Origin of the sequence: Sphingobacterium sp. SRCM116780 (genome assembly GCF_021442025.1) — a bacterium.
Taxonomy (GTDB): Bacteria; Bacteroidota; Bacteroidia; order Sphingobacteriales; family Sphingobacteriaceae; genus Sphingobacterium.
Window position 1 is genome coordinate 2,239,842 of sequence record NZ_CP090446.1, and the last position, 26,566, is coordinate 2,266,407.

Here is a 26,566-nt window from a genome sequence, read left to right on the forward strand (position 1 = left end):
CGCTTCTTTATTAAATAGCAACTAGTAATAATTACCAAACAATGAGAACCCTTTGGTTATTCCTTAGACGTTACAACGCTTTCTTTTGGTTTATCCTATTTTTTGGATTTTCTATGTTTTTAGTTGTTAAAAACAATACTTTCCAACGCGCAAGTGCCCTTAACTCTTCCAATAGAATTATCGGGAATATTTATGCTAAAGTAAACTCCTGGAAAAGTTATCTATCGTTGACAGAAACCAATGACGCTCTGGTAAAAGAAAATGCATCCTTGAGAGCTAAACTTGAAAATTACCTGACAACTGACTCTGTACCTATGCTAAAACGTCCTACTATAGATAGTAGCGATTTTGGACGATATGAGTTTATTATTGCCAGTGTCACCAACAATAGTATTCATCAAAAAAGTAATTATTTAACCTTAAATAAAGGTTCATTAGATGGAATAGAAAAAGGAATGGGTGTTATTGCTCCTAACGGAGTTGTGGGTATTATTTTAAATGTTACCCCGCATTTTTCAACTGTTCAATCTCTCCTACATCCAGATACTAAAATATCCGTTACATTGGAAAATACAGACATCTTTGGATCATTGGTTTGGGGAAATAATGTCGATTATCGTTTTGCGATGGTAAAAGAAATTCCAAATCACGTAAAAGTTAAGAAAGCTGAAAAAGTATATACATCAGGCTACTCTGCACACTTTCCAAAAGGAATACTGGTAGGTGCTGTTGTAGAAACAGGCATATCTTCAGGAGATTCTTTCTTGGATTTAAGAATACTGTTAAGCACTAATTTTTCAAACCTTCAACATGTCTACGTTGTGAAAGATCTTTTAGCAAAAGAATTACAACAAGTAGAAGCAACGAATCAGGACAATGGCTAGAATACTACTTTTTAATATCGTTCGATTTTTTGTGCTTATTGGCATGCAGGTATTTTTGTTTAAAAATATTGGCTATTATAATTTAGCTAGCCCCTTTCCCTACATTCTTTTTATCTTTTTGCTACCTACAGGAATACCGAACTTTGTATTATTTACACTTGCTTTTTTAACAGGGCTATCCGTGGATGCCTTTTATGATACATTGGGAGTCAATGCCGCAGCTTGTGTCGCTTTAGCTGCGTTTCGGGTATTTTTTCTAAAAATTACAATTGAAAACAATGATATGGAATCATTCATCACTCCTGCTTTAGGCGAAATGAATTTCAAATGGTTTTTGTCCTATACCTTTTTCGGAACCTTAATCCATCACATTGTTCTTGTTATGTTAGAAACATTCAGTTTCAAACAATTCCCATATACCATAGCAACTATTGGCTTAAGTTGTATCTTTACAATGGCTATTTTACTAATTTTTAGTTTCCTTTTTTATAAAAAGAAAAGCAGACTTTAATAGTCCATAGCTTAAAAACAGGAGAAAAAGAATCTATGAATAGTTTTTTTGCACGTAAATTCGTAATTCAAGGGATCATTATTAGTGTTGCATTATTGATCATTGCTAGACTATTTTACCTTCAAATTATTGATGATTCTTATATGCGCTCAGCAAATAGCAATGTGATGCGCAAAGTTATTGTATATCCTGCTCGTGGAGTGATATTAGATCGTAATGGTCAAGTGTTAGTGCAAAATGAACCTGTGTACGACTTGATGGTTACCCCGAGAGAAGCTAAAGAAATAGATACTGCTTTGCTTTGCCAATTAATTGATATTGATAAAGAAGGATTTATTAAACGAATGGAGAAAGCTAAGGCTCACTCTCCTTACCGCGCCTCTGCTTTTGAAAAACAACTATCTTCTCGTACTTATGCTAGTTTGCAAGAGTATTTATATCGCTTTAGGGGGTTTTATATTCAGAATAGAACAGTACGTAGTTATCCAGATAGTATTGCTTCACAGTTTTTGGGTTATGTCAGCGAGGTAACAGAAAAAGACATCCAATCTTCAAATGACTTTTATCGTTCTGGAGATTATATTGGTCGTAGTGGTGTAGAGCGATCTTATGAAGACTTATTGAGAGGAAAAAGAGGTGTTAAAAACCTGATGGTGGATGCTTTAAATAGACCTAAAGGTGTATTCATGGAAGGCAGATATGATACCTTAGCGGTATCGGGGGAAGGTCTTGTATCTTCATTAGACAAAGAGCTGCAAATACTGGGAGAAAAGCTCATGAAGAACAAGCTGGGATCTATTGTTGCGATTGAACCTGCAACGGGTGAAGTCTTAGCTTATGTGAGTAGTCCCAGCTACAATCCTAATGATATGGTAGGACGAGAAACAGGAAATAATTACATGAAACTGTTAAATGATGAAACTAAACCGTTATTTAATCGCCCGATCCAAGCATCTTATCCTCCTGGTTCTGTATTTAAGGTAGTTTCTGCCCTAACAGCTCAACAAGCTGGTCTTATTGATCAAAATACAAATTTCTTTTGCGCACACGGTTATAGTTACGGTGGAGGAAGGGGATTCATGCGTTGTACCCACTATCATGGAGCGACAAGCTTACAAAGATCCATTGCAGTATCCTGCAATACCTATTACGGTAACGTATATGCCCGCATGATCGATGGCCGTGGATTATCTGGTCCAAAAGCATATGATCTGTGGTTTGAAGCCATCTCTAAATTTGGTATTGGACATAAATTAGGTATCGACTTACCAGGAGAAAAGGGAGGTTTACTCTATAAGTCTGATCATTTCACCAAAAGCTATGGTAATGACAAATGGCGTTCATCATTCAATATTTCCTTGTCTATTGGTCAAGGAGAAATGGGAATAACGCCACTTCAAATGGCCAATATTATGGCTATAGTAGCCAATAAAGGATTCTATTATCGTCCCCATTTAATAAAAGGAATTGGAGAAAAGAAGATTGTTAAAAAAGAATTTACAGAAAAAATAAGTGCTGGCGTAGATGCAAAATATTATCCTCTAATCATACAAGGAATGAGTGATGCCGTCAACACACCAGAAGGAACAGCCTGGGCCAATCGCATACCTGGCATTGAAATGTGTGGTAAAACAGGTACTGCCCAGAACCCACATGGAAAGGATCATGCCGTATTTTTTGCTTTTGCTCCTAGAGATAATCCAAAAATTGCCATAGCCATATTTGTTGAAAATGCGGGTTTTGGAGGAGTATGGGCTGGTCCGATTGCCAGTATGATGATTGAAAAATATATTAAGGATACCATAACAACTCCAAAATATGTCCAAGATCGCATATTTAAGGCCAATTTTATGCCTGCCAAAAAAGTTGATCCAAAAGCTACGGAATTGAAAAAAACAACAGATTCGACTAAATCTAAAAAAGATACAACAAGAAATGGGAATCGTCTGGTTGCGATAAATCAAAGAGAAACAATTGTTCACCATAGCGCGGTAAGGAGAAATCATGAATAACCAAAAAAATAGTTTTTTCGGAAAAATAGATTGGTTAACCATTTTTTTATGGTTCGCTTTATGTTTAATCGGTTGGTTTAACATTCATGCGGCAGTATATGATCCTGAAAATCCTGGATTATTTAATATGGCAACAAATTATGGTAAACAGTCGATGTATATTGCTTCTGCAATCGTACTAGGTATCACGATTCTCATTATTGACGCCAAATTTTTCAGCTCTGTTTCTCCTATAATTTATGCAGTGGTTATCTTACTACTGATAGTCGTACTAGTTGTTGGTCGAAATGTAGGCGGTAATCAAGCCTGGATACCATTGGGTAGTTTTAGACTTCAACCTTCTGAGTTTGGAAAGCTTGCTGCCTGTCTACTCCTCGCAAATTACCTGAGTTCTCAAAGTAATAAAAATCCAAATTTACAAACATTAGCGATCGGTGCAGGAATTGTTCTATTTCCTGTATTTTTGGTTATGCTTCAACCTGATACAGGTTCTGCACTAGCATTTTTCTCACTCATATTTGTGTTTTATAGAGAGGGATACGTCAATAACAGTTTTCTGATTTTTGGTGGATTATGTATTGTCCTTTTTGTGCTTTCCTTATTAATAAATCCGTGGATTTTAATTACTGTTCTTGCTATCATTGCTGCTTTTTTCATGTGGACATTGAGAAAGAAAAGAAAAGATTTAATCAATCTCGGAATTCTTTTTGCCGTTTCTTCCGCGTTTATATTATGTGTAGGTTTTGTTTACAACAATGTATTACAATCCCATCAAAGAAATCGTATCGATATTATCCTTGGGAAAATGGATGATCCCAAAGGACAAGGATATAATTTAAATCAATCAAAAATTGCCATTGGATCTGGGCAGCTTTTAGGAAAAGGGTATCTACAAGGAACGCAAACGAAGTATAACTTTGTACCAGAACAAAGTACAGATTTTATCTTCTGTACCGTTGGGGAAGAATGGGGATTTGTAGGTTGTGTCGTGTTAATCAGCATTTACCTAACACTATTATTGCGTATTATTCACATTGCTGAACGACAGCGTTCTGCTTTTGCTCGGATATATGCCTATGGAGTAGCCTCTATCCTATTCTTCCACTTCTTCATTAATATTGGAATGACCATAGGAATTGTTCCTGTAATTGGTATTCCTTTACCATTCATTAGCTATGGTGGGTCCTCCTTGTGGAGTTTCACCATCTTGCTATTCATTATGCTGAAGTTTGATTCAAATAGAAAAGGAATTGTTTAACACCATTCCTTTTCTATTTAAAGTTTCTTTTCCCCCTACACTCTTTCGAGTATCAGTTTAATTGCTCTATCGACAACCTGATCTGGTTCTGAGCTAAATTGACCCGCTACCCGACTTGCCAAGATGGCATTAATGGATAATGCCTTATGCCCAAACATACGTGATAAGGCATATATTCCAGCAGTTTCCATTTCTAAATTGGTTATTCTCCATTCTTTTGATTTAAACGTATTCGCTAATTCAATCAAATTTGAGAAGGTATTTTCTGAACGTACTTTTCTTCCCTGAGGTGCATAAAATCCAGGAGATGTCATTGTTACTCCTTTTGGCAAATCATAGGCATATTGATCCAATAAGTTAGTACTTGCTTCAGCCACATAAGGTTTCAAATACAAACCAGGGAAATATTCCCATATTGCTTTTTCTAGCGTCTTCTCTTCTACTGAATATGGTTTCACATAATATTGCATCAGGGCATCAAAACCGATTCCAAATGATGACGCTAAAATAGTTCCCATCTCAATATCTTCTTGGACAGCTCCAGACGTCCCTATTCGAATAATATTTAAACTGGTCAACTTTGGTTTCAATAGTTTTGACGTAAAATCAATATTAACCAAAGCATCTAATTCGTTAAAAACAATATCAATATTATCCGTTCCTATACCAGTTGAAATAACCGAAATACGTTTACTTCCAATATATCCAGTATGGGTAATAAACTCTCGTTTTCCTTTTTGAAGTTCAATACGATCAAAATACTGCGACACTTTACCTACTCGATCAGGGTCTCCAACAGTGATAATTGTTTCCGCAATATCTTCTGGTAACAAATTCAAATGGTAAACACTACCATCTTTATTCAAAATTAATTCCGAATCATTTATCATATCGTTCTTAAGTATGTAAGTGTACAATTGTCAATTTTATCAAAACGAGCAAACACACTATTCACTTGCATTTTTCTAACCTCTACCTCCATATAACAGCTATTATCAAAAACTTGTTTACCCACCGTTATATTTTCTTCCTTTATAATCCGCATCACGTCATTCATCACGAGGTAATCAAATTCGATTTTATAGTGATCATTAACGGTTTTTTCAACGATATCAAGTACTGCTAAAACCTCTTGTGTCGCTGTTTTATAGGCATTGATTAGTCCTGGCACTCCGAGTAAAGTTCCTCCAAAATAACGAACAACAACAATAATAATATTCGTTACATCTTGGGACAATAAAACGTTCAATATAGGTCTTCCAGCAGTTCCTGATGGCTCTCCATCGTCATTGAGGCGATATACGTTGCGATCTGGACTTATGCGGTATGCCCAACAAAAGTGACGCGCTTTAGGGTGCAATGCCCTTACTTCCGATAAAATATCTTTCAGTTGATCCTCATGCGTAAATGGGTAGGCATAAGCAATAAATTTACTTCCCTTATCACGAAATATTCCCTCTGCACAATTTTCAATGGTGCGATAAGTATCTTCAAATAAACTCACAAATATGTAATAATTAAAACAGATAAAATAGAAAGCCCTAAACCAATTTTATTAACAAAGCTTAGCTTTTCTTTAAACAACAATACACCTATTAAAGCACCTAATGAAATGACGCCAATATTCATACCTGTAAATACAATAGATGGATTTTCCGGTATTGCACGATGTGCCTTCATGTAGAATAAAATATTTCCAAAATTAAAAACTCCCAACAAAATCCCTAAAAGCAAAGATTTTATAGAAAATCGCTGCTTTTCTATAACTAAAAAATAAATAAGAAATAAAAATGCCACACCCATTGCCAAAACGAAAACAATAAACATAGCGGTAATATAGGGTACGGTTTTATTTAGCGCAATCTGTTTAAAAAAAATGTCGATAATCCCCATCCCAACAAAGACCAACAATGGGTAGACAATTGTTCCTCTCCTATCCATTCTATTTCCAGCATGTTTTTGCCAACCTATAGAACAGATTATCGCTAATAAACCGACAAAGATACCCAAACCCTTATTCCAACTAATAGTCTCTGAAAATAACAGAAAAGAGGCTAGTAAAGGAATGAATAAAGACAATCGCTGGGCAATCTCTGCCTTCACTAATCCCGTGTATTGAATAGCTAACGAAATAAAAATAAAAAGACTAGGTAACAAAACTGCTAAAGGGACATAGAGTTCCCATGGTATTTTTTGAAAATGGACAATCTCCAATTGGGGTTGCAATACAAAGTAGGTTAGTAAAACGGCAACAGGATAATTCCAAACAATAATTTGTTTTGTACTTAACTGAAGAAGTTTTGCATACTTTAATAAAACAGCCACTGTTACACTACATAAAACACTTAAAAGGACAAAAATCATAAATTTAAATAATTCCGAAGATCAATTGCATTTCATAGGTCTTCTGTCCCAATTTTACGAAATATTCTGCATATTTCTACACCTGCGCCTGCATTATGCAAGAAGACTTATTGTTTTACATCACAATAACAGTAACAATTTTATACTCCAAATAATCATTAGCGATCCGTTATTCCTATTGACTTCTCCCGCTAGCCGTATGTTTGCTAAAGCATTTTCTTGAAATAGCGTATTGCACCCCCTCTGCTTTGTATACATGCTAGATATAGCAATTAATCAATCATTGCTAGGTTTTAAAACCTTTCTACATCAAAAATCAGCTATAATAGCTGTTTATGGTTTCTATAAATCTAATTTAAACACAATTATATCCATACCTATTCTGGATATTCTTAAAATTAACTGGTAAAATAGTAGGGAGCTGATTCGTACCTCATTCGTACCTTGTTCGTACCTCGTTCGAAGAAAAGCGAATAAGGTACGGTTCAAGTGCGTATGAGCTGCGTTTTAGATATGAGTTATTTTACTATGTCTTATACTGAATTATCCTTACAGCATTCGGATAGTTAAACGGTTGAATATTTACATTCCGACCTGAAGTGTACAGGATTAGAATTCTTACGACTATATGTTTACATCATGTTGCTTATTACTCCTCTGCATTGTGCATAATTCTATTTTGTACTCTATAGCAGTTGCTCTCTTTTACATGTATGCCTAGTTATTATTTTTCAGAAGATTTTGAGTGAATTTGCCAATAAGTGGATCATAATTACCTTGAATATGACATTAAAAACAGTAAACAATAGTCATAAATAATGATAAAAAATCGAACATATATCATTAAAAATTACCTATTTTAAATGAATTTTATATTAAAAATACAAGAAATAATATAGTATATATTTTAACAAAAAACACATTAAAAAATAGACACAAATAAGTTAATAAATACATTTAAACAATATTTAAAGCATTTTTTTATAAAAAAATACTTTAAATTAATGATGATATTTATATGGTAAAAGTGCATAAAAAATCACTAGTTTTTATATACAATAAATAGCAAAAATTAGTTTAAAAAAAATATTTAATATTTCTATTGTTTTTATAAAAAATACCTGTATATTTGAAATATCGAAACGAAGAAATAATGACACGAAACCATACATATTTTTTTAGTTACTTTTATTTTAAACAATAAGGGCTGGAACGAATTTGTATAATCACAAGATATTAAAAAGCAAAAGTTCCGGTCAACATCGGAACTTTTGCTTTTTATAATGCACATATAAAAAAGACAATGAGTTTAAAAATTGCAATACAAGGAGTAAAAGCCTCTTTTCATGAGGAAGCATCATTTCGATATTTTGGTGAAGATATCGAAACCATCGAATGTGATACTTTCAAAAAAACATGCGAATTATTAAAGCAAAAGAAAGTCGATTATGTCGTGATGGCTATTGAAAATTCAATTGCTGGCAGTATACTACCGAACTATAATCTATTGAGAGATTATAAATTCAATATTGTTGGTGAGATTGCATTAAGTATTCATCAGAACTTATTAGCGTTACCAGGAGTTAAGCTTTCGGATATTAAATATATAGAATCTCATCCGATGGCCATTCGTCAATGTGAAGAGTTTTTACAAGAATTGCCTGATGCCAAAATTTCTGAAAGTTCTGATACTGCTGCCTCCGCTGCTAAAGTAGCCAATCAAAAGTTAACAGATACTGCTGCTATTGCAGGTACACTTGCTGCAAAAACATATGGATTAAATATACTGGAAGCAAAAATTGAAACGAACAAAAAGAACAGTACACGTTTCTTAGTATTATCGCATGACGTAGAAGATCAAAAAAATGCAAATAAAGCTTCCTTATCGTTTCAAACAGGAAATTCTGTCGGTTCTTTAGCCGCGATTTTACAATGCTTTGCAGAACAGAATGTAAATCTGAGCAAGATTCAATCCATGCCTGTCATTGGAAAAAGAAATGAATACGATTTCTTTGTTGATGTCGAATGGAAGAAACAATCGGATTATGATGCAGCCATACGGAAAGTATTAAAACATAGCATCAACTTTAATATCATGGGTGAATATGTAAAAAATGATCGCATTTAAGAATTAATGAACTATAATTTTAGAAAATAAAAACCTCAAAATATAAATGAAAAATACATTAGATATTGTCCCTTTGAAATCTTGGTTAGATACAGGCGACAAACCTTTAATCATCGCAGGACCTTGTAGTGCTGAAACAGAAGATCAATTAGTATCAACAGCACATTTATTAGCCAATACAGGTAAAGTAAACGTGTTACGTGCAGGTATCTGGAAACCTCGTACTCGTCCAGGAGAATTTGAAGGTATAGGCTCTATTGGTTTAGAGTGGTTGAAAAGAGCTAAAGCTGAAACAGGTTTACTAACAGCTACTGAAGTAGCAACTGCAAAACATGTGGAAGAAGCTTTAGCTGCTGGAGTGGATATATTATGGATCGGTGCGCGTTCTACTGCAAACCCATTCACTGTTCAAGAAATTGCTGATGCATTAGTTGGCGTTGATATTCCTGTTCTTATTAAGAACCCTGTGAATCCAGATTTATCATTATGGTTAGGCGCGCTAGAGCGTGTGAACCGTGCTGGTATCAAAAAATTAGGTGCCATTCATAGAGGCTTCTCTTCTTACGAAAAATCTGCTTTCCGTAATGAACCGATGTGGGATTTAGCCATCCAATTGAAATCTTTATGCCCAGAGTTACCGATCATCAATGACCCTAGTCATATTTGTGGTAACCGTGAGCTATTACCATACATTTCTCAAAAAGCAATGGATATGGATTTACAAGGCTTAATTATCGAATCTCATATTGATCCTTCTGTTGCTTGGACAGATGCAAAACAACAAGTTACACCTGCTGCATTATCAGATTTAATTGATCATTTAAACTTACGTAAAGCGGAGTCTAATAATCCTGCTTTTGAAGATAAATTAGCAGAATTACGTAGCAGTATCGATAAGTTAGATGACTTGATTATCCAAAAAATTGGTGAGCGTATGAAAATCGCTGAAAAAATTGGTGAGTACAAACGTGATAACAATGTAACGATCTTACAAGTTAACCGTTGGGATGAAATTATCCAAAAACGTACACAACTTGCAGAAGCTTTAACTTTGAGTAATGATTTCGCAGTAAAATTCTTAGAATTAGTTCACAATGAATCCATTCGTAAGCAAAATGCAATCATGAATGCTCAACCTACAGCGGAGGCATAATGAGTCAACAGGTGATTACACTTTCTCACCCATCAAAAAGTATTCATGGCACGGTTCAACTCACTGGTTCAAAATCAGAGAGTAACCGTGCCCTCATTATACAGGCTTTGGGTAAAGGGAAAGTTGCTATACAAAATCTCTCGGATGCTTTCGATACGGTTACCCTAGCGGCGGCTCTTCAAAAAGCAGCTACGCCTCAAGATGGATTCAACACCATTGATATCGGTCCGGCTGGAACAGCAATGCGTTTTTTGACCGCTTACCTCAATTTAATAAAAGGTAACTTTATCCTGACGGGATCTGAACGCATGCAACAACGTCCTATTGGAATTTTGGTAGATGCCTTAAAAACAATTGGTGCTGATGTTCATTATGAAGCAAAATCTGGCTTCCCTCCTCTTAAAATTGAAGGAGGTATGTTTCAAGGAAAAGATAAAATTTCGATTAAAGGAAATATCAGCAGCCAGTATATCTCGGCTTTATTGCTGATCGCTTCCTCATTAAAAAAAGGATTGACACTTGAAATCGAAGGAGAATTAACGTCAAGACCTTATGTCACCATGACGTTGAATATGCTAAAGGAAGTAGGTATTCAATCTGAATGGCAAAATAACACCATCCATATTGCTCCTCAAGAAACGCAAGAAGCAACCATATATGTGGAACCAGACTGGAGCGCAGCTTCCTATTGGTATGCCATCGTAGCCCTATCTAAAGCTGGCTCTATTGTTCTTCCTGGATTGAAAAAAAATAGCTTGCAGGGAGATATCGCTATCGTCGAGATCATGAGCCATTTTGGTGTAGCTTCATCATTTGAACAAGATGGATTACATCTGACGAAGGTTAGTGAGCCTTCTGGAAAGACATTTTTTGACTTAAAAGAATGTCCAGATTTGGCACAAACGGTCGTTGTTGTTGCAGCCGCTTTAAGAAGAGATATCTCATTAACAGGCTTAGAAACACTGAAAATTAAAGAAACAGATCGAATTGCAGCATTACAAATGGAGATTGGAAAGTTCGGTGCCAAACTGATAGAAGATGGCACGACTTATCATATCAAAACGGATGAAGTTTTTGAACCAACGGACGTTTCTTTTGCCACCTATGAAGATCATAGAATGGCAATGGCATTTGCCCCTCTTTCATTAATTTTCAAAAGTATTAAAATTGAAGAACCACATGTTGTCGAAAAATCGTATCCAGATTTTTGGAAACATTTAGCTGATCAAAAATTTATCATTGATTAGCAAAAAAAAACAGCAATGATACTCCTATCATTGCTGTTTTACCTATATTTATAGAAATTATATTAAATCATGGCAGGAAATTCATTTGGCGATATATTTAGAATTAGCACTTTTGGGGAATCACATGGAAAAGCGATTGGTGTTATTTTAGATGGTTGCCCTCCAAATATCGTGATTGACGAAGAGTTTATCCAATCAGAACTGGATAAGCGTAAACCAGGTCAATCAAAAATAACCACGCAAAGAAAGGAAAGCGATACTGCACAAATTCTTTCTGGTGTATTTGAAGGAAAATCAACAGGAACGCCTATTGCCATACTGATCCCTAATGAGGATCAAAGATCCAAGGACTACTCACATATAAAAGATATTTTTAGACCTTCACATGCAGATTATACGTACCATATGAAATATGGTCATCGTGATTATCGTGGAGGGGGACGTTCTTCGGCAAGAGAAACCGCGGCTCGCGTTGCTGCAGGAGCTATTGCCAAATCTTTTTTAAAACAATATGGAATTGAAATTTTTGCACACGTTTCTGGCGTTGGTAAAATTGAATCTCCAAATTTGGATACCAAAGATCTAACTTCCTTATTAACATTGAGAGAGGCAAATATCGCGCGATGTGCAGATCCTGCAACAGCAAATGAAATGATTGCTTTCATTGATTCTGTTCGTAAATCTGGAGACACAGTGGGTGGACGTATTTCAACGATTATTAGAAATGTACCTGTTGGATTGGGAGAACCCGTATTTGACAAACTCCACGCTGATCTAGCAAAAGCTATGATGAGCATTAATGCTGTTCATGGCTTTGAATATGGTTCTGGATTTGCAGGCTCCGAATTATTAGGTTCCGAACATAACGACCTATTTGTATCCGATGAACATGATATCAATAAAGTAAAGACCCATACGAATTTTTCTGGAGGAATTCAGGGAGGCATCTCAAATGGGATGGATATTACGTTTAAAACAGCTTTTAAACCTGTTGCAACAATTATGAGAGATCAACAAACCATTGACTCAAGTGGCAACGAAGCTACCGTACAAGGCAAAGGTAGACATGATCCATGTGTCGTATCAAGAGCCGTTATTATTGTCGAGGCAATGGCAGCATTAGTGATTGCAGATCATTTATTAAAACAATCTATTTACAAAAATGTCAGAAAATAGCGAATTCATTTTAGGCGTTGATATTGGTGGCACACATATTACCGCAGCGTTAGTTAATCAATTGCATTGGGAAATACTTTCTGATAACGTGGTGAGAAACCACGTTTTTTCACAGGAAAATGCTAAATCGATTTTTCATACTTGGGCAAATACCATTAATGCTTGTTTAAACTCTGTAGATTTCAAAGTGAAACATATTGGTATTGCTATGCCAGGCCCCTTTGATTATGAAAATGGAATTTCCCTCATGTTTGGACAAAGTAAATATGATGAGCTCTATAAAATGGATGTAAAAACACCATTGTCAGAATTAACTGGGATACCAACACAAAATATTCACTTTATCAATGATGCTGCAGCTTTTCTACAAGGCGAAGTATTCGCTCAAAATTTAAACACCAAAAATAATGTCCTTGGTATTACATTAGGAACTGGTCTTGGTTCTGCTGTTTGGAATAATGGCGATAAATCCTTTGATGCAGATCTATGGAATACACCTTATCAGGATTCAATTTTCGAAGAGTTTTTAGTAACCAGATGGTTTATAAAAAGATTTAAAGAATTAACGGGTATTGAAGTCTCGGGGCTTAAACAGATTATCACAGAATTTCAAGATCACAAAGCATTTCCTGTCATTTGTGACGAATATGGAACCAATCTCGTTAATTTCCTAAAGTTCTTTAGTGAAAAATATAGTTGTAATGAGTTTATCATAGGGGGTAATATCTCTAAAGCATTACCCCTATTTTTAGATCAAAAGAAAAATCTAATCCAAGATTTTCATATCTATAACGCAACTTTAGGAGAAGAGGCTGCTATTATTGGAGCAGCAGCTCAATTCTCTTAAAATTTAATATCCCTTACTTAGTTAAAAAGTGAGGGATATTTATCTGGATAACCCTCATTCATCATTTCAAAAACAGTTTCTACAATATCATCACTAGATGGTTTTGTGAAATAATCTCCGTCAGACCCGTAAGGAGGGCGATGTGCTTTAGCACTTAATGTTCTCGGTTGACTATCCAATAAATAATAGCCATTTTGTATTTCTAATATCTGTTGCAGGATAAAAGCAGAGGCACCCCCTGGTACATCTTCATCTACAACTAACAGTTTATTTGTCTTTTTTAAAGATGTAGCACATAACTGTGCTTTATCAAAAGGTTGCAACGTTTGCGCATCGATAATCTCAACACTCACCCCTAACCGATCCAATTCCATAGCTGCTTCTTCAACAACTCGTAACGTAGATCCATAAGAAACCACCGTAATATCAGTACCCTCCTTGATCCGCTCCGCATAACCTATTGGTATGGTGAATTCGCCAATATTATCAGGCAAACGTTCTTTTAAACGATAGCCATTTAAACATTCGACAACGAGTGCAGGTTCATCAGATCTAAATAATGTATTGTACATACCTGCAGCTTGCGTCATATTGCGTGGAACACAAATATGCAAACCTCTTAATGTCCCTAAGATCATCGACATCGGAGATCCTGAATGCCAAATTCCTTCTAAACGATGCCCACGCGTACGGATAATGACAGGTGCTTTCTGACCACCAAAGGTACGATAACTTAAACTTGCTAAATCATCACTCGCAACGGTAATCCCATAAAGAAGATAATCGAGATATTGAATTTCGGCAATAGGTCGAAGACCTCTAATCGCTAAACCAATACCTTTTCCAATAATTGAATTTTCTCTAATTCCAGTATCAAAAACTCGAAGCTCTCCAAATTTCTCTTGCAATCCGGCAAAACCTTGATTAACATCTCCTATTTTACCAACATCCTCACCAAATGCTAATAATCGTTCATCTCTTGAAAAATTCTGCTCAAAACAAAAATTTAAAATCTCACGTCCATCAATAATTTTTGAATTATCTGAATATACAGGAGCGATCACTTCGATATGACTGGGACTATCAACCCCTTCTGTAAAAAGTTTTGAATTATATCTTTTTGTATTGAGTTCTTGTTGCTGTTTATACCACGTTAATAATTCAGATTTACCAGAAACTTCTTTCCCTTTCAATTCACGAATAACTTTACGAACAGTACCGTATACTTCTTTGAGAGAGGGTTCTGTTAACGACTGCAATTGTTTTAAAGGTAATTCGACTAACTCATTATCAATCTGACTTAATAAGTCAATCGCTTGAGCGGCATCAATAGCCAATGCTTTATTATAATCTGACCAAGCGCGACGTTGTTCTTGTCTAACAAACTCCTTCGCCTCATCTTCTATTTCTTTTAATTGTTCTGCTGTAGCAATAGCTGAGTCAATTAACCATTTTTGCATTTTCGCAATACAGTCATTCTCCAATTCCCAATCTAAACGTTCTTTAGATTTATAGCGTTCGTGAGAACCTGAAGAAGAATGTCCTTGAGGTTGTGTTAATTCGACTACGTGTACAATACAAGGCGTATGATTTTCTCTGGCATATTTTGTGGCGCGTTCATACGTTTCACAAAGTCCAGGATAATCCCAACCTTTTACTTTAAAGATTTCAAATCCATTGGATCCGTTCTCTTTTTGAAAACCCTTTAATACTTCGGAAATACTTCCTTTTGTTGTTTGGACTTCATTTGGCACAGATATACCATAACCATCATCCCAAACAGAAATAACAACAGGTATTTGTTTTACTCCTACTGCGTTGACAACTTCAAAAAATACACCTTCAGAAGTAGAAGCATTCCCTATTGAACAAAAAACAACTTCATTACCTCCATTTGAAAAATATTTCAAATACGATAGATTAGCATTCTCACGGTATAATTTAGAAGCAAGGCCTAAACCCAAAATACGAGCCATTTGGCCCCCTGTAGTCGAAACATCTGAAAACGTATTCTTTTGTTTTGTTTGATCCAACCAATTACCATCTTCATCTATGACACGTACGGAGAAGTGGCAATTCATTTGTCGACCTGCAGAAGAAGGATCATGTTCAACATCAGGATGCGCATATAATTGGGAGAAAAAATGGTAAATCGTAGTCAATCCACTCGCAAAAGCCAATGTCTGATCTCTATAATAACCAGAGCGCCAATCACCTTTTTGAAATACTTTAGACACAGCAATCTGTGCCAATTCTTTTCCATCTCCAAAAATTCCAAATTTTGCCTTTCCAGTCAAGACTTCCTTACGCCCCAATAGACTAACATACCTGCTTTCTACTGCAACCTTATAATCTTGAACAATGATCTTTTTAAAGTCGTCAAAACTTAGTTCTGAAGTTAAATCACTGCTGTGGTCTAATGTGGTTTCCAACATACTATATTTCAGTTTCCAACAAATTTAATAAAAATAAAATTCTAAAATAATCATTATTAACATTAATAAAAAATTGGAGAAGCCTAGTTAAACAATATAAATATTTGTTTAACAGAATTCGCGCTTATAATTCGCTCGTATATACTCTTCTAAAGATTTTTATCAATTTAATCGGTAAACCTTATCTTTGATAAAATAAAAAAATAGTAAATTGAAATTTCAAGAACTTCATATCCATTCTAATCTTTTACACATTTTAGATCAAGCGGGTTTAAAAAATTTAACTCCGATTCAAGAACTTGCCATTCCCCAAATATTAAAGAAAAATGACCTGTTGGCGATTGCACCTACTGGAACAGGAAAAACAGAAGCTTTTTCAATTCCTATCTTACAGCGTTATTTAACAAAAGAAACTCCACTTAGTAGCAAAACGCTCATTCTAAATCCAACTCGCGAGTTAGCCATTCAAACACAATTACGCTTTAATGATTTAGCACAAAACAGTGCCGTTAAAACGATATTAATCTGTGGTGGACAATCTTACGATCAACAAATAGAGGAGCTCAACCAACACCCCTCTGTTATTATAGCAACACCAGGTCGCTTATTAGATCTCTTTCTTCAAGGAAAAATTTTATTGGAGGCTATTCATACGATTGTTATTGATGAATTTGATCAACTGTTACAGTTAGGCTTTATGAAAGAAGTCAATCAAATTCTAAACCACTTACCAAAAGATCGACAAAATCTATTTTTATCGGCAACACTTCCAAATGATCTCTTGCGGATTGCAAATAAAACGTTACAAAACCCATACAGAATAGAGATCACCACAGATCAAAAGAATACGAATATCGAAGAGAAAGTATTTTATGTCGACAAAACAGATAAAAAGAAGCTGATCAACTATCTAATTCAACAAAATCCTGCAGATCAAATATTAATATTCAGCAGAACAACGCATGCTGTAGATCGAATTGTGCAAGATCTAAAAAGAGAAGAAATCCGTGCTGAAGCACTTTATGCTGATAAATCTCAAAAAAATAGAATCCAGATATTGACAGACTTTAAAGAAAAAAAGATACACATATTAGTGGCTACGGATCTTGTTGCAAGAGGTATAGATATTGAAAATCTGCCCGTTGTCATTAATTATGAAATTCCGGATACTGCTGAAGGCTACACCCATAGAATTGGAAGAACAGGACGCAACACAGCTATAGGCAAAGCCTATACTTTTTGTGATGCAGAAGATAACAGCAAGTGGATCCAGCTTCAATTAGCATTAAATAAGCAGATCAAAATCGAAGACCAACATCCTTATGTATTAAGTTGGCAAAAAATGATTTCTACGAGCGAATTAAAAAAGGGAAAGAGAAGAAAAAAATAAGAAATTCAAATTGTTAAGGTCGACCTATAACCCATTCCTAATAAAAATACCTATTTTTACTAATCATTACAGGATTGAAATTTAATATGAGTACAATACATTTATTTAACGACAGCGAAGATTCTACCGAAAATCTGCTAGGAGATCTTTCAAAAACTATCATCATTAATTCCTTGATTGAAGTTCCTTTTCATGAACGTGATGAAAAATGGGTAGCTGAATTTCTAGAGAATATCGGTGAATCAACTTTTCAATTAGCCGATTCCGAAGTGATCATCGGCCCAGATGGCTATCCCTATTTTCAACTAGAAAATGCACCAAAAGATCAAAATTTTCAAGCATTTGTTATCAAAAATAGATTGAAAAGTTTTCTCCTAAAAAAAGGAATGGGTATCGCGATCAATGCACATCAAGAAAAACCTGATTGGATATTCTCTTACGGTGATTTAGTCAACTTTCATTTAAATAACGAATTTTATACAGACGATTCTATCTTCTCTAAAAAGACGGAAGAAGCGCATATTAATAAAGATGAACAAATATTGGTAGGTCAACCTTCTGAAACAATTCTTCCTCAGGATTTACGTCATAACTTGCGAGAATACTTAATCAACATGGGAATCAAAGACCCTAAGATTATGTTAATCGCAAGAAATTACGAAGATGAAAATCTGGTTAGCCAAGATTTAGTTTTTAATATTACACCGACCATGTTCCAAACCGAGAAAGATTTTAAAGAAATCATGTCTTCTATCTCGTGGTTTTTACCTCGTCATTATTCCTACATCGGTGTTGATGAGCAAACAGTAGAGAATGGTTTTATGGCTTTGTAGGATGAGGATCAAACGTCTATTTTCGATCGGCTTCATTGTACACATTGGACCCTATTCCATAAGTTAATTTGTGTTTCCGCAAAAAGAGCCAATCTGTAGAATTTAGATATATATATCTTAAAGATTTATCAAAAAAATAAAAAAATAGCGCATGTTTCCTTTTAATGTAAGAGTATACGGAATTTTAATTAATGATGAAAACGAAGTACTCATCAGTGATGAGAAAACTGAAAATGTATCATTTACAAAATTCCCTGGAGGTGGTTTAGAATATGGGGAAGGATTAATTGATGCCTTGAAAAGAGAATATCAAGAAGAATGCAACTTTGATATAGAGGTTGTATCTCATATTTACACAACAGATTTTTATGAAAAATCTAGTTTTAATGATAGCCAAATCATATCGATCTATTATTTAGTGAAAAACCTAAGCCCTATTCAGATCCGCACAACAACAATAGCCTTCGATTTTGAAGGTCAAGAATATGAAGATGGTAAGGCACAATCATTTCGATGGATAAAGCTACAAGATTTGGAAGAGAAGAGTCTAACCTTTAAAACAGACCAAGCTGCTTGGAATATTTTCTATAAGGATATAAAATAAATTTGTATTTATAAAAAATAGTATTAAATTTACGTCAACCAAGTGAAAAACAACTTTAATAAAAAACCCGAATAAGTTTTATTTTTTTAATATGAATTATGTGATAACATGTCATCTTAAAAAAGATAAATAAAGTATAGCAACATATTGGTTCATGAATTTGTAAATTCCTAGTTCTATAGGTTATTTAATAGTTAGTGTGATTTTATGGCGATACTCCCGGTATCGCCTATTTTTTTTCAATAATCTAAAACTAATAAAAAACAAAAGAGCCTAAATAACCATTTAGACTCTATTATCAGGTATTAGCATAAATTTTATGTGAAATATGCCAATAATAATACGATAATGATACACACAACAATAATAATCTTTGTGATGTTCGAATTATTATTATCACTTTTAAAGTGATACTCTCTTTTACTTGGTAACATATAAACTCCTTTCTTTAGTAGATGTTCAAATTACAAAAATTCCACAATTATTCATGATGATAAGGTTCACCCTTTAAAATCGAAAATGCGCGATAAACCTGTTCAACAAAAAACAAACGAATCATTTGATGTGAAAATGTCATTTTAGATAAGGATATTTTATGATTAGCACGTTGATACAACTGATCATCAAAACCATAAGGTCCTCCAATAATAAAAATAAGATGCTGTATGCTATTGATCATATTCTTTTCTAAATAAGATGAAAATTCGATAGAACGATATTCTTTTCCAAATTCATCTAACAAAACAACTGTATCCTGAGCACTAATGTACTTTTGTAGCAACTGTGCTTCTTTCTCCTTTTGCTGATCTTGAGTTAAGTTTTTACTATTCTTTATATCTGGGATAACAACTAAATTAAAGGTAATATAGAACTTCAATCTTTTCAGATATTTATCTATTCCTTCAATCAAATATTTATCGTCTGTTTTTCCGATGCACAACAGCGTAATTTTCATACTTCATTCTCTTTTTGTAAAAATGCCTTATTTTTCGAATACTTTGTAATAAAAATTCGACAATTAATGAACAATATAATTGTAGGTGTTGTTTAAGTGTATAAATTTACTAAATTTTTAAAATATGAAGAAAATACAACTTTTATTATTTGCGTTAACAATCTTATTTGTCACTAAAGTTCAAGCACAAGATGTAGCAATTGATTCAACAAAAAATTGGAAAATTCATGGAGAAAACACCTTTTTAATCAATCAAAGTTCATTCTCGAACTGGGCAGCCGGTGGAGTTAATTCTTTCGCAGGAAATATTATGCTTAATTACGATTTTAATTACAAAAAAGATAAATGGTCATGGGACAATAAAGTTATTGCTGCCTATGGACAAACTTTTCAAAAAGAAACAGATTGGAGAAAGAATGATGATCGCTTTGCTATCAACAGTTTATTAGGGTATCAAATAAAGGAAAGATGGTTATATACCTTCTTTCTGAACTTCAATACACAGTTTGCAAAAGGATATGATTATACCTCAACAAACAGAAAATTAATCTCTGACGCTTTTTCGCCAGCCTATTTAAGCTTTGGCCCAGGTATCGCATACAAAAAATCAGATAATTTCAAATTTAACTTATCTCCTGCCGCTCTGCGCTTTGTATTCGTGACCAATGATAGTTTAGCGACAACTTACGGTGTAGATGCGGGTAAAAATTCACGCGTTGAATTTGGTGCTTCATTCGATGCCTATTACAAAACACAAATCATGGAGAATGTCACTTTTGAAAATATCTTAAAACTATACTCCAACTACTTGGAAGATCCACAAAATGTAGATGTCGACTATACCGCAAACCTAGCAATGAAAGTTAATAAATGGATTACGGTTAATGCTGGCGTACAAATGATATATGATGATAATACAGAACTACCAAAAATTGTGAATGGTGTTGAAGTTGGTAAAAAATCAGACTTACAAGTAAAACAAATTCTAGGAGCTGGTATCACCTACAAGTTCTAATAAATAAAAAATTCAAAAAAACAGAGAATCCCAATTAGATTTGTTCTAATTGGGATTCTCTGTTATGAGGATATTAATATTTAAGTTTAATTCTTTTAAAAGCAAAGTGCCAAAGCCAAATCGGGCCTATCGTTAAGAACTTCCAAAACTGACCGATGGAAATGGTATTTTTTTCTTTTGATTTTCCAAACCAAAGTATCGCTAAAGAAACCAACATAATAAGACCTGAGACCAATAGAACACTTGGCCCTCCTTCTCGCGCCACATACTCGAGTTGTACGATAAAATAACTCATGATACCAATACACATTAAGACAGCATAAGATAATGTCGGAGAAAGCTTCAAATAGCAATAGATAAGAATAGCGATAAAAAAAGATCCCCAGTTCAAAAATGTATGCCATCCCAATTTCACCAAGAAATCAAATTGTGGAAAAGGAATCATCCAAATGATCCCCATTAAACCAAAAAAGAACAAAGGCAAAAAAACAATTTGAATCACCCGATTGGTTGGATCTTGAAAATTTTCATTCAATTCATCAAAATATTGATCGACAGGTCTTTTTATTTCTTGTACAGGAGCTTGTTTTTTCTTCATCTGATAACGGGTATTTTCCTTATTCTAAATAATAGCCACAAAAATACTAAAAATAAAAATTGAAATGTAGCCGAAACATGAATAACGACAAAAGCCTCAACAATGTTGAGGCTTTTGTATCTATTTTTCTAAAATCCTATTCTACTTCGCATAGGCGACAGAACGAATCTCGCGAATAACGGTTACTTTAATTTGACCTGGGTAGGTCATCTCCGTTTGAATTCTATTTGAAATATCTGCTGCTAAAACCTCTGCTTGTGCATCCGATATTTTCTCGCTTTCAACAATCACGCGCAATTCACGACCAGCTTGAATAGCAAATGTCTTTTCAACACCAGGATATGATAACGCTAAATCTTCCAACTCTTTCAAGCGTTTGATATAACTTTCTACCACTTCACGACGAGCACCAGGGCGAGCGCCAGAGATTGCATCACAAGCCTGTACAATTGGAGAGATCATTGCTGTCATCTCGACTTCATCGTGGTGAGCACCTATCGCATTACACACGTCTGGATGTTCTTTATATTTTTCAGCCAATTGCATACCCAAAATAGCGTGAGGTAATTCTGGATTATCATCAGGTACTTTACCAATATCGTGTAATAAACCTGCACGTTTTGCGTGCTTTACATTCAGTCCCAATTCTGCAGCCATTGTTGCTGCAAAATTTGCTACCTCACGAGAGTGTTGTAATAAGTTCTGTCCATAAGATGAACGGTAACGCATACGCCCTACCATACGAATCAACTCAGGATGTAAGCCATGAATGCCTAAATCGATAGCTGTACGTTCACCAATCTCGACAATTTCATCTTCAATTTGTGTACGTGTTTTGGCGACAACTTCTTCAATACGTGCTGGGTGGATACGTCCATCTGTCACCAAACGGTGTAAAGCCAAACGCGCAATTTCACGACGAACAGGATCAAAACCTGATAAAATAATCGCTTCAGGTGTATCATCAACGATAATCTCTACACCTGTTGCAGCTTCTAAAGCACGAATATTACGACCTTCACGACCAATGATACGACCTTTAATTTCATCATTTTCAATATTGAAAATCGACACTGTATTCTCGATAGCCGACTCAGTAGCAGTACGTTGGATGGTTTGAATAACGACTTTCTTCGCCTCTTTTGTAGCGGTTAATTTTGCTTCGTCAACAATATCCTTAATTTGCATAATCGCTTGAGAACGGGCCTCTTCGCGTAAGGAATCAACCAATTGGTTTTTAGCTTCATCAGCAGTAACACCAGCAATACCTTCCAATTGTTTTATCTGTTGAAGCTTGAGTTGTTCGACTTCTTCAGATTTCTTTTCATTTACTTCAACAAGTTTGTCCAATTGCTTACGGCTTCCATCCAACTCTTGTTTTTCACGACTCAAACTTTCTAGTTTTTGATTAACAGATTGTTCTTTCTGACGTAACGTATTTTCCTTCTGACTTATGGTATTATTACGTTGGCTAACCTCTTTTTCATGTTCAGATTTCAACTGAAGAAACTTTTCTTTTGCTTCTAATAGTCTTTTCTTTTTTAGATGTTCTGCCTCTTGCTCTGCTTCTTTTATAATGCTTTTCACCTTTTCTTGAGCTTCTTCCTTTTGTTTTTTAAACAAAATAGCTAAAAGATAACGGCCAATAGCAATACCAACAATCAGAGAAAGTATGATATAAATTGCGATGTCCATGTATTTATTAATTGTTTATATATGTAATTTTATTTATAATTCCTTTCAAAAAAAAACCGCAATTAAATAACGGGTATCTAATATAATTAAACTTCTATATCATATGATTAGGCTATGATCATGACCTAGATGGCTTACGCAAAATGGCCTACATCTTTTTCGCCTGTAATATTGAAGCGTTAAGTTTAAAATAGTGACAACCCGAATTTAACTGCGGCAAATTCGTTGTAATAAAGCTCGATAAAGAACGATTATTTTGTAAAGAAATTAGATAATAACTGATCCAGTTCATGAACGGATTGCTCCACCCCTTGATCTTGTGTCTGCACCTGTCGTTCTGCCTTCAACATACCTGTTGCATATTGAAGTACACACATCGACAATAAATCCTGCTTATCACGTACAGTATAATTATCTTGTAATTCTTTTACTTTTTCATTAATCAATTTCGCTGCATGGCGGATGATCTCCTCTTCCGACGTATCTACTCGTAGTGGATACACGCGATCAGCGATGTTTATTTTTATGGAAATTTCTCCCATTGTTATTTGAGCTTTACGTTTGTATTAATAAGTTATCCTAAACCCACTATCCTATTAGCTTACTTCAACAAACTAATACATTTGTCTATTTCTCGCACAAAATCGTTAATTTTTTGCTTTGTGTCAAGTATTTTTTCATTTATTGCATCTTTATCAGCTTCAGAATTATCAAGAGTACGCGCAACTGCCATTGCCTTCATCTGTTCCTCAAGTTGCTTATTCTTGTCGCTACTTGTATTAAAGGCGACTTGAAGTGATTGAACTTCTAATTTAAGCAAATCATTTTCTTCTTGCAAGACTTCGCACATTTGAATTAAATTTTTCGTTTTCTCAACGATAATATTCATTTGTGAAGATAATGTTGCCATATATTAAATTTATACAATTAAATTTTATTATTCAAATTAACCACGCACTTCTGCGCTTACTTCCTTCTCAAAGTTAAGAATTAATTTTTGAACTATTGCGTCAATCTGTTTGTCCATCAAAGTTTTTTCCTCATCTTGGAGAATAAAACTTAATGCATACGATTTTTTCCCTTCAGGAATCTTATCTCCTTTATAAACATCAAACACATTCACCTCTTTGAGTAGCTTACGTTCTGTTTTTTGAGCGATTGTTTTTAACTGCTCAAATGTAACTGCCTCATCAATCAATAAAGATAAATCTCTTTTTACCGCAGGGAATTTAGATACTTCTTTGAATTTGATGACATTCTTACGAATGATTTTGATCATTTGATCCCAATCGAAATCAGCAAAGAAGACCTGTCCTTCTACATCAGCCTTTTTCAGTGCCGTTGTTGCTACCGCACCAAAGCTTACTAAAGGTTTAGTGCCTTTCAGATACGTTAATCCATAAGCATAATGGTCACTAGGCGCATCTTGAATTTGAAGTCCTTCGATTTTCAGTCTTTTTACAATAGTATCAACAACCGCTTTGATATGATAGAAATTAACCGCTTGTTTGCTATTATTCCATTGCTCAATCTCCGATTTACCACTGATTGCAATCGCTAAATGTTGTTTTTCCTGATAGCCTTCACCAGTAATAGCATATGTTTTACCGAATTCAAAAACTTTCAAATCTCCATTTTTTCTCTTTTGATTATAAGAAACCGCAGTCAAAGCTGAAAACAGCATGTTTTGACGCATGGTATCCAGATCAGAACTTAACGGGTTATAAAGACGCACAGCAGTCGCTTCATCGTCAGCATAATCTAACTTTGTTAACGAATTTGATAAAATCTCTCTATACCCGTTCGCGATCAATAAATCTGCTAATTGATTTAAAACGACCTCTTTATCAGGTTTATCAGAAGTATTTAATGAGGACTTTATTTGTGGTTTCAATTCCACATTATTATAACCGTAAATACGCAATACCTCTTCGATGACATCAACCTCACGGGTTACATCAACACGATAAGGAGGAACCAAAACAGCTAAGTGCTCTGCTGATTCTGTCGCAATACCAATACCTAATGCTAAGATGATCGACTTGATCTCTTCGTTAGGAATAGCTTGACCAATCAATCTTCTTACCTGATTATAGTTAACATCGAATGCAAAAGGTTCTACTTCAACGGGGTAGATATCTATAATTTTGGAACTAATTTGACCACCAGCAACTTGTTGGATTAAAATAGCTGCTTTTTTCAATGCTTCTACCGTTATATGAGGGTCTGTACCTCTTTCATATCGAAAAGAAGCATCTGTTTTCAGATTATGACGCTTCGAAGTCTTACGAACAGAGACCACATTAAAATAAGCGGATTCTAAAAAGATATTCGTTGTTGATTCCGAAACTCCAGAATGAGCTCCACCAAAAACCCCAGCAATACACATTGGTTTTTCAGCATCTGCAATAATTAAATCTTCTGCAGAAAGTTTACGTTCAACCCCATCTAACGTGACGAAAATTTCATCTTGTTTGGCTTGTCTCACAACGACTTTATTCCCAGCTATTTTATCCTGATCAAAAGCATGTAACGGTTGGCCTAAATCATGTAAAATGAAGTTCGTAACATCAACAATATTGTTGATTGGACGTATACCGATTACATTTAGGCGTTCTTTCAACCAGTCTGGAGATTCCGCTACTTTTACACCCGAAATATTAATACCTGAGTAGCGAGGACTACCGATAGAACTTTCAACAACAACTTCTGTGTTGCTATTGTTTCCTTCTTGAAAAGATGAAAGATCAGCTTTTTTCAATGCTGTTCTAAAATATGCAGCGATATCACGTGCTACGCCAACATGAGAAGCAGCATCCGCACGATTTGGTGTTAAACCTATTTCAAAACGGTAATCGTCTTGTACGTTATAAAAATCTTTTACTAATGTACCTACCTTAGCATCCAAAGGCAATTCCACGATCCCTGCATGCGAAGTACCTAAACCGACCTCATCTTCTCCACAAAGCATGCCTTCTGAAACTTCACCACGTATTTTTGATTTATTGATTTTAAAAGGTTCACCAGTAGTCGGGTGTACCGTTGAACCTACAGTTGCTACAATTACTTTCTGACCAGCAGCCACATTAGGAGCTCCACAAACCACATGTAATACATCAGCAGCACCAATATCAACCGTTGTTACTTTTAATTTATCTGCATTTGGATGTTGTTCACAAGTTTTCACCTCTCCAACGACCAATCCCTCTAATCCTCCTGGAATACTTTGAACCACTTCCAAAACCTCTACCTCTAATCCAACATTGGTTAAAATTAACGATAACTCTTCTGGTTTTTTATTTATATCAATATGATCTTGAAGCCACTTATATGAAATATTCATGTTAGAATCTGATTTTACGCACAAACTTAGATAAATTTGCTCTGATTCGCAATTATAATTACATTGTTATCCACACAAATTGATCGTTTTCTCCTCAGCTTTGCGTGTTTTTTATTGC

The 26,566-nt window shown here is 34.8% G+C and carries 23 protein-coding genes; 13 read left to right on the forward strand and 10 right to left on the reverse strand.

The window, feature by feature from the left end; all coding sequences use genetic code 11:
- Positions 1–41 precede the first annotated feature (41 nt).
- From mreC to rodA, 4 genes are read left to right on the forward strand one after another with little or no spacing between them, the layout of a single operon-like run.
- Entirely contained in the window at positions 42–884 is an 843-nt protein-coding gene (mreC, locus tag LZQ00_RS09720) for a rod shape-determining protein MreC (RefSeq protein ID WP_234509051.1), read from the forward strand.
- The gene (locus LZQ00_RS09725; RefSeq protein ID WP_234509052.1) at positions 877–1,395 is read left to right on the forward strand and encodes a rod shape-determining protein MreD; all 519 of its coding nucleotides are present in this window, start codon (positions 877–879) and stop codon (positions 1,393–1,395) included. Before mreC ends, LZQ00_RS09725 begins: the two co-directional genes overlap by 8 nt.
- Positions 1,396–1,430: 35 nt before the next feature.
- On the forward strand, positions 1,431–3,407 hold the full coding sequence (mrdA, locus tag LZQ00_RS09730) for a penicillin-binding protein 2 (RefSeq protein ID WP_234509054.1): 1,977 nt from the start codon (positions 1,431–1,433) through the stop codon (positions 3,405–3,407).
- On the forward strand, positions 3,400–4,665 hold the full coding sequence (rodA, locus tag LZQ00_RS09735) for a rod shape-determining protein RodA (protein ID WP_234509056.1): 1,266 nt from the start codon (positions 3,400–3,402) through the stop codon (positions 4,663–4,665). Before mrdA ends, rodA begins: the two co-directional genes overlap by 8 nt.
- Before the next feature lie 35 nt (positions 4,666–4,700).
- On the opposite strand, the gene LZQ00_RS09740 is transcribed toward rodA, so the two are convergent.
- Genes LZQ00_RS09740 through LZQ00_RS09750 form a run of 3 tightly spaced genes read right to left on the reverse strand, consistent with a single transcriptional unit; the run spans position 4,701 to position 7,029 of the window.
- Complete coding sequence (locus tag LZQ00_RS09740) at positions 4,701–5,555, reverse strand: nucleoside phosphorylase (protein WP_234509057.1); 855 nt, start codon at positions 5,553–5,555, stop codon at positions 4,701–4,703.
- A complete protein-coding gene (locus LZQ00_RS09745) occupies positions 5,552–6,169 on the reverse strand; it encodes an IMPACT family protein (protein ID WP_234509059.1) in 618 nt (205 codons plus the stop codon). The genes LZQ00_RS09740 and LZQ00_RS09745 overlap by 4 nt, the downstream gene beginning before the upstream one ends.
- Entirely contained in the window at positions 6,166–7,029 is an 864-nt protein-coding gene (locus LZQ00_RS09750) for a DMT family transporter (RefSeq protein WP_234509061.1), read from the reverse strand. Before LZQ00_RS09750 ends, LZQ00_RS09745 begins: the two co-directional genes overlap by 4 nt.
- Before the next feature lie 1,303 nt (positions 7,030–8,332).
- Between LZQ00_RS09750 and LZQ00_RS09755 the strand changes: the two genes are divergently transcribed.
- The 5 genes from LZQ00_RS09755 to LZQ00_RS09775 all read left to right on the forward strand — a co-directional run bounded on the left by LZQ00_RS09755 (position 8,333) and on the right by LZQ00_RS09775 (position 13,580).
- On the forward strand, positions 8,333–9,157 hold the full coding sequence (locus LZQ00_RS09755; protein WP_234509062.1) for a prephenate dehydratase: 825 nt from the start codon (positions 8,333–8,335) through the stop codon (positions 9,155–9,157).
- Between the two features lie 46 nt (positions 9,158–9,203).
- Positions 9,204–10,310, forward strand: a complete 1,107-nt coding sequence (locus LZQ00_RS09760; RefSeq protein WP_234509064.1) for a chorismate mutase — start codon at positions 9,204–9,206, stop codon at positions 10,308–10,310.
- Positions 10,310–11,557 (forward strand): 3-phosphoshikimate 1-carboxyvinyltransferase, encoded by a 1,248-nt coding sequence (aroA, locus tag LZQ00_RS09765; RefSeq protein ID WP_234509065.1) that lies wholly within the window; start codon positions 10,310–10,312, stop codon positions 11,555–11,557. The genes LZQ00_RS09760 and aroA overlap by 1 nt, the downstream gene beginning before the upstream one ends.
- A gap of 69 nt (positions 11,558–11,626) precedes the next feature.
- Positions 11,627–12,733: a chorismate synthase gene (gene aroC, locus LZQ00_RS09770; RefSeq protein ID WP_234509067.1), complete on the forward strand. Its 1,107-nt coding sequence runs from the start codon at positions 11,627–11,629 to the stop codon at positions 12,731–12,733.
- Complete coding sequence (locus tag LZQ00_RS09775) at positions 12,720–13,580, forward strand: ROK family protein (RefSeq protein ID WP_234509068.1); 861 nt, start codon at positions 12,720–12,722, stop codon at positions 13,578–13,580. Before aroC ends, LZQ00_RS09775 begins: the two co-directional genes overlap by 14 nt.
- Before the next feature lie 17 nt (positions 13,581–13,597).
- On the opposite strand, the gene LZQ00_RS09780 is transcribed toward LZQ00_RS09775, so the two are convergent.
- Positions 13,598–16,015: a thiamine pyrophosphate-dependent enzyme gene (locus LZQ00_RS09780; protein WP_234509069.1), complete on the reverse strand. Its 2,418-nt coding sequence runs from the start codon at positions 16,013–16,015 to the stop codon at positions 13,598–13,600.
- 211 nt (positions 16,016–16,226) lie between these two features.
- Here LZQ00_RS09780 and LZQ00_RS09785 point away from each other — a divergent pair, with 211 nt between their 5' ends.
- From LZQ00_RS09785 to LZQ00_RS09795, 3 genes are all read left to right on the forward strand, one after another.
- Positions 16,227–17,405: a DEAD/DEAH box helicase gene (locus LZQ00_RS09785; RefSeq protein WP_234509071.1), complete on the forward strand. Its 1,179-nt coding sequence runs from the start codon at positions 16,227–16,229 to the stop codon at positions 17,403–17,405.
- 86 nt (positions 17,406–17,491) lie between these two features.
- Complete coding sequence (locus LZQ00_RS09790) at positions 17,492–18,238, forward strand: hypothetical protein (protein WP_234509072.1); 747 nt, start codon at positions 17,492–17,494, stop codon at positions 18,236–18,238.
- Between the two features lie 151 nt (positions 18,239–18,389).
- Positions 18,390–18,842, forward strand: coding sequence for an NUDIX domain-containing protein (locus LZQ00_RS09795; RefSeq protein ID WP_234509074.1), 453 nt, complete (start codon positions 18,390–18,392; stop codon positions 18,840–18,842).
- 481 nt (positions 18,843–19,323) lie between these two features.
- Here the strand turns inward: LZQ00_RS09795 and rlmH are convergent, their stop codons facing one another.
- Positions 19,324–19,797: a 23S rRNA (pseudouridine(1915)-N(3))-methyltransferase RlmH gene (rlmH, locus tag LZQ00_RS09800; protein WP_234509075.1), complete on the reverse strand. Its 474-nt coding sequence runs from the start codon at positions 19,795–19,797 to the stop codon at positions 19,324–19,326.
- Between the two features lie 124 nt (positions 19,798–19,921).
- On the opposite strand from rlmH, the gene LZQ00_RS09805 reads away from it, so the two are divergent.
- Entirely contained in the window at positions 19,922–20,812 is an 891-nt protein-coding gene (locus tag LZQ00_RS09805; protein ID WP_234509076.1) for a DUF3078 domain-containing protein, read from the forward strand.
- 73 nt (positions 20,813–20,885) lie between these two features.
- Here the strand turns inward: LZQ00_RS09805 and LZQ00_RS09810 are convergent, their stop codons facing one another.
- From LZQ00_RS09810 to pheT, 5 genes are all read right to left on the reverse strand, one after another.
- Positions 20,886–21,410, reverse strand: coding sequence for a hypothetical protein (locus LZQ00_RS09810; protein ID WP_234509078.1), 525 nt, complete (start codon positions 21,408–21,410; stop codon positions 20,886–20,888).
- A gap of 141 nt (positions 21,411–21,551) precedes the next feature.
- Positions 21,552–23,105 (reverse strand): ribonuclease Y, encoded by a 1,554-nt coding sequence (rny, locus tag LZQ00_RS09815; protein ID WP_234509080.1) that lies wholly within the window; start codon positions 23,103–23,105, stop codon positions 21,552–21,554.
- 251 nt (positions 23,106–23,356) lie between these two features.
- Positions 23,357–23,647, reverse strand: coding sequence for a cell division protein ZapA (locus LZQ00_RS09820; RefSeq protein WP_234509082.1), 291 nt, complete (start codon positions 23,645–23,647; stop codon positions 23,357–23,359).
- A gap of 59 nt (positions 23,648–23,706) precedes the next feature.
- A complete protein-coding gene (locus LZQ00_RS09825) occupies positions 23,707–24,015 on the reverse strand; it encodes a hypothetical protein (protein WP_234509084.1) in 309 nt (102 codons plus the stop codon).
- Between the two features lie 36 nt (positions 24,016–24,051).
- Positions 24,052–26,448 carry a phenylalanine--tRNA ligase subunit beta gene (gene pheT / locus LZQ00_RS09830; RefSeq protein ID WP_234509086.1) on the reverse strand — a complete coding sequence of 799 codons (2,397 nt, stop codon included), beginning with the start codon at positions 26,446–26,448 and terminating at the stop codon, positions 24,052–24,054.
- Positions 26,449–26,566 lie beyond the last annotated feature (118 nt).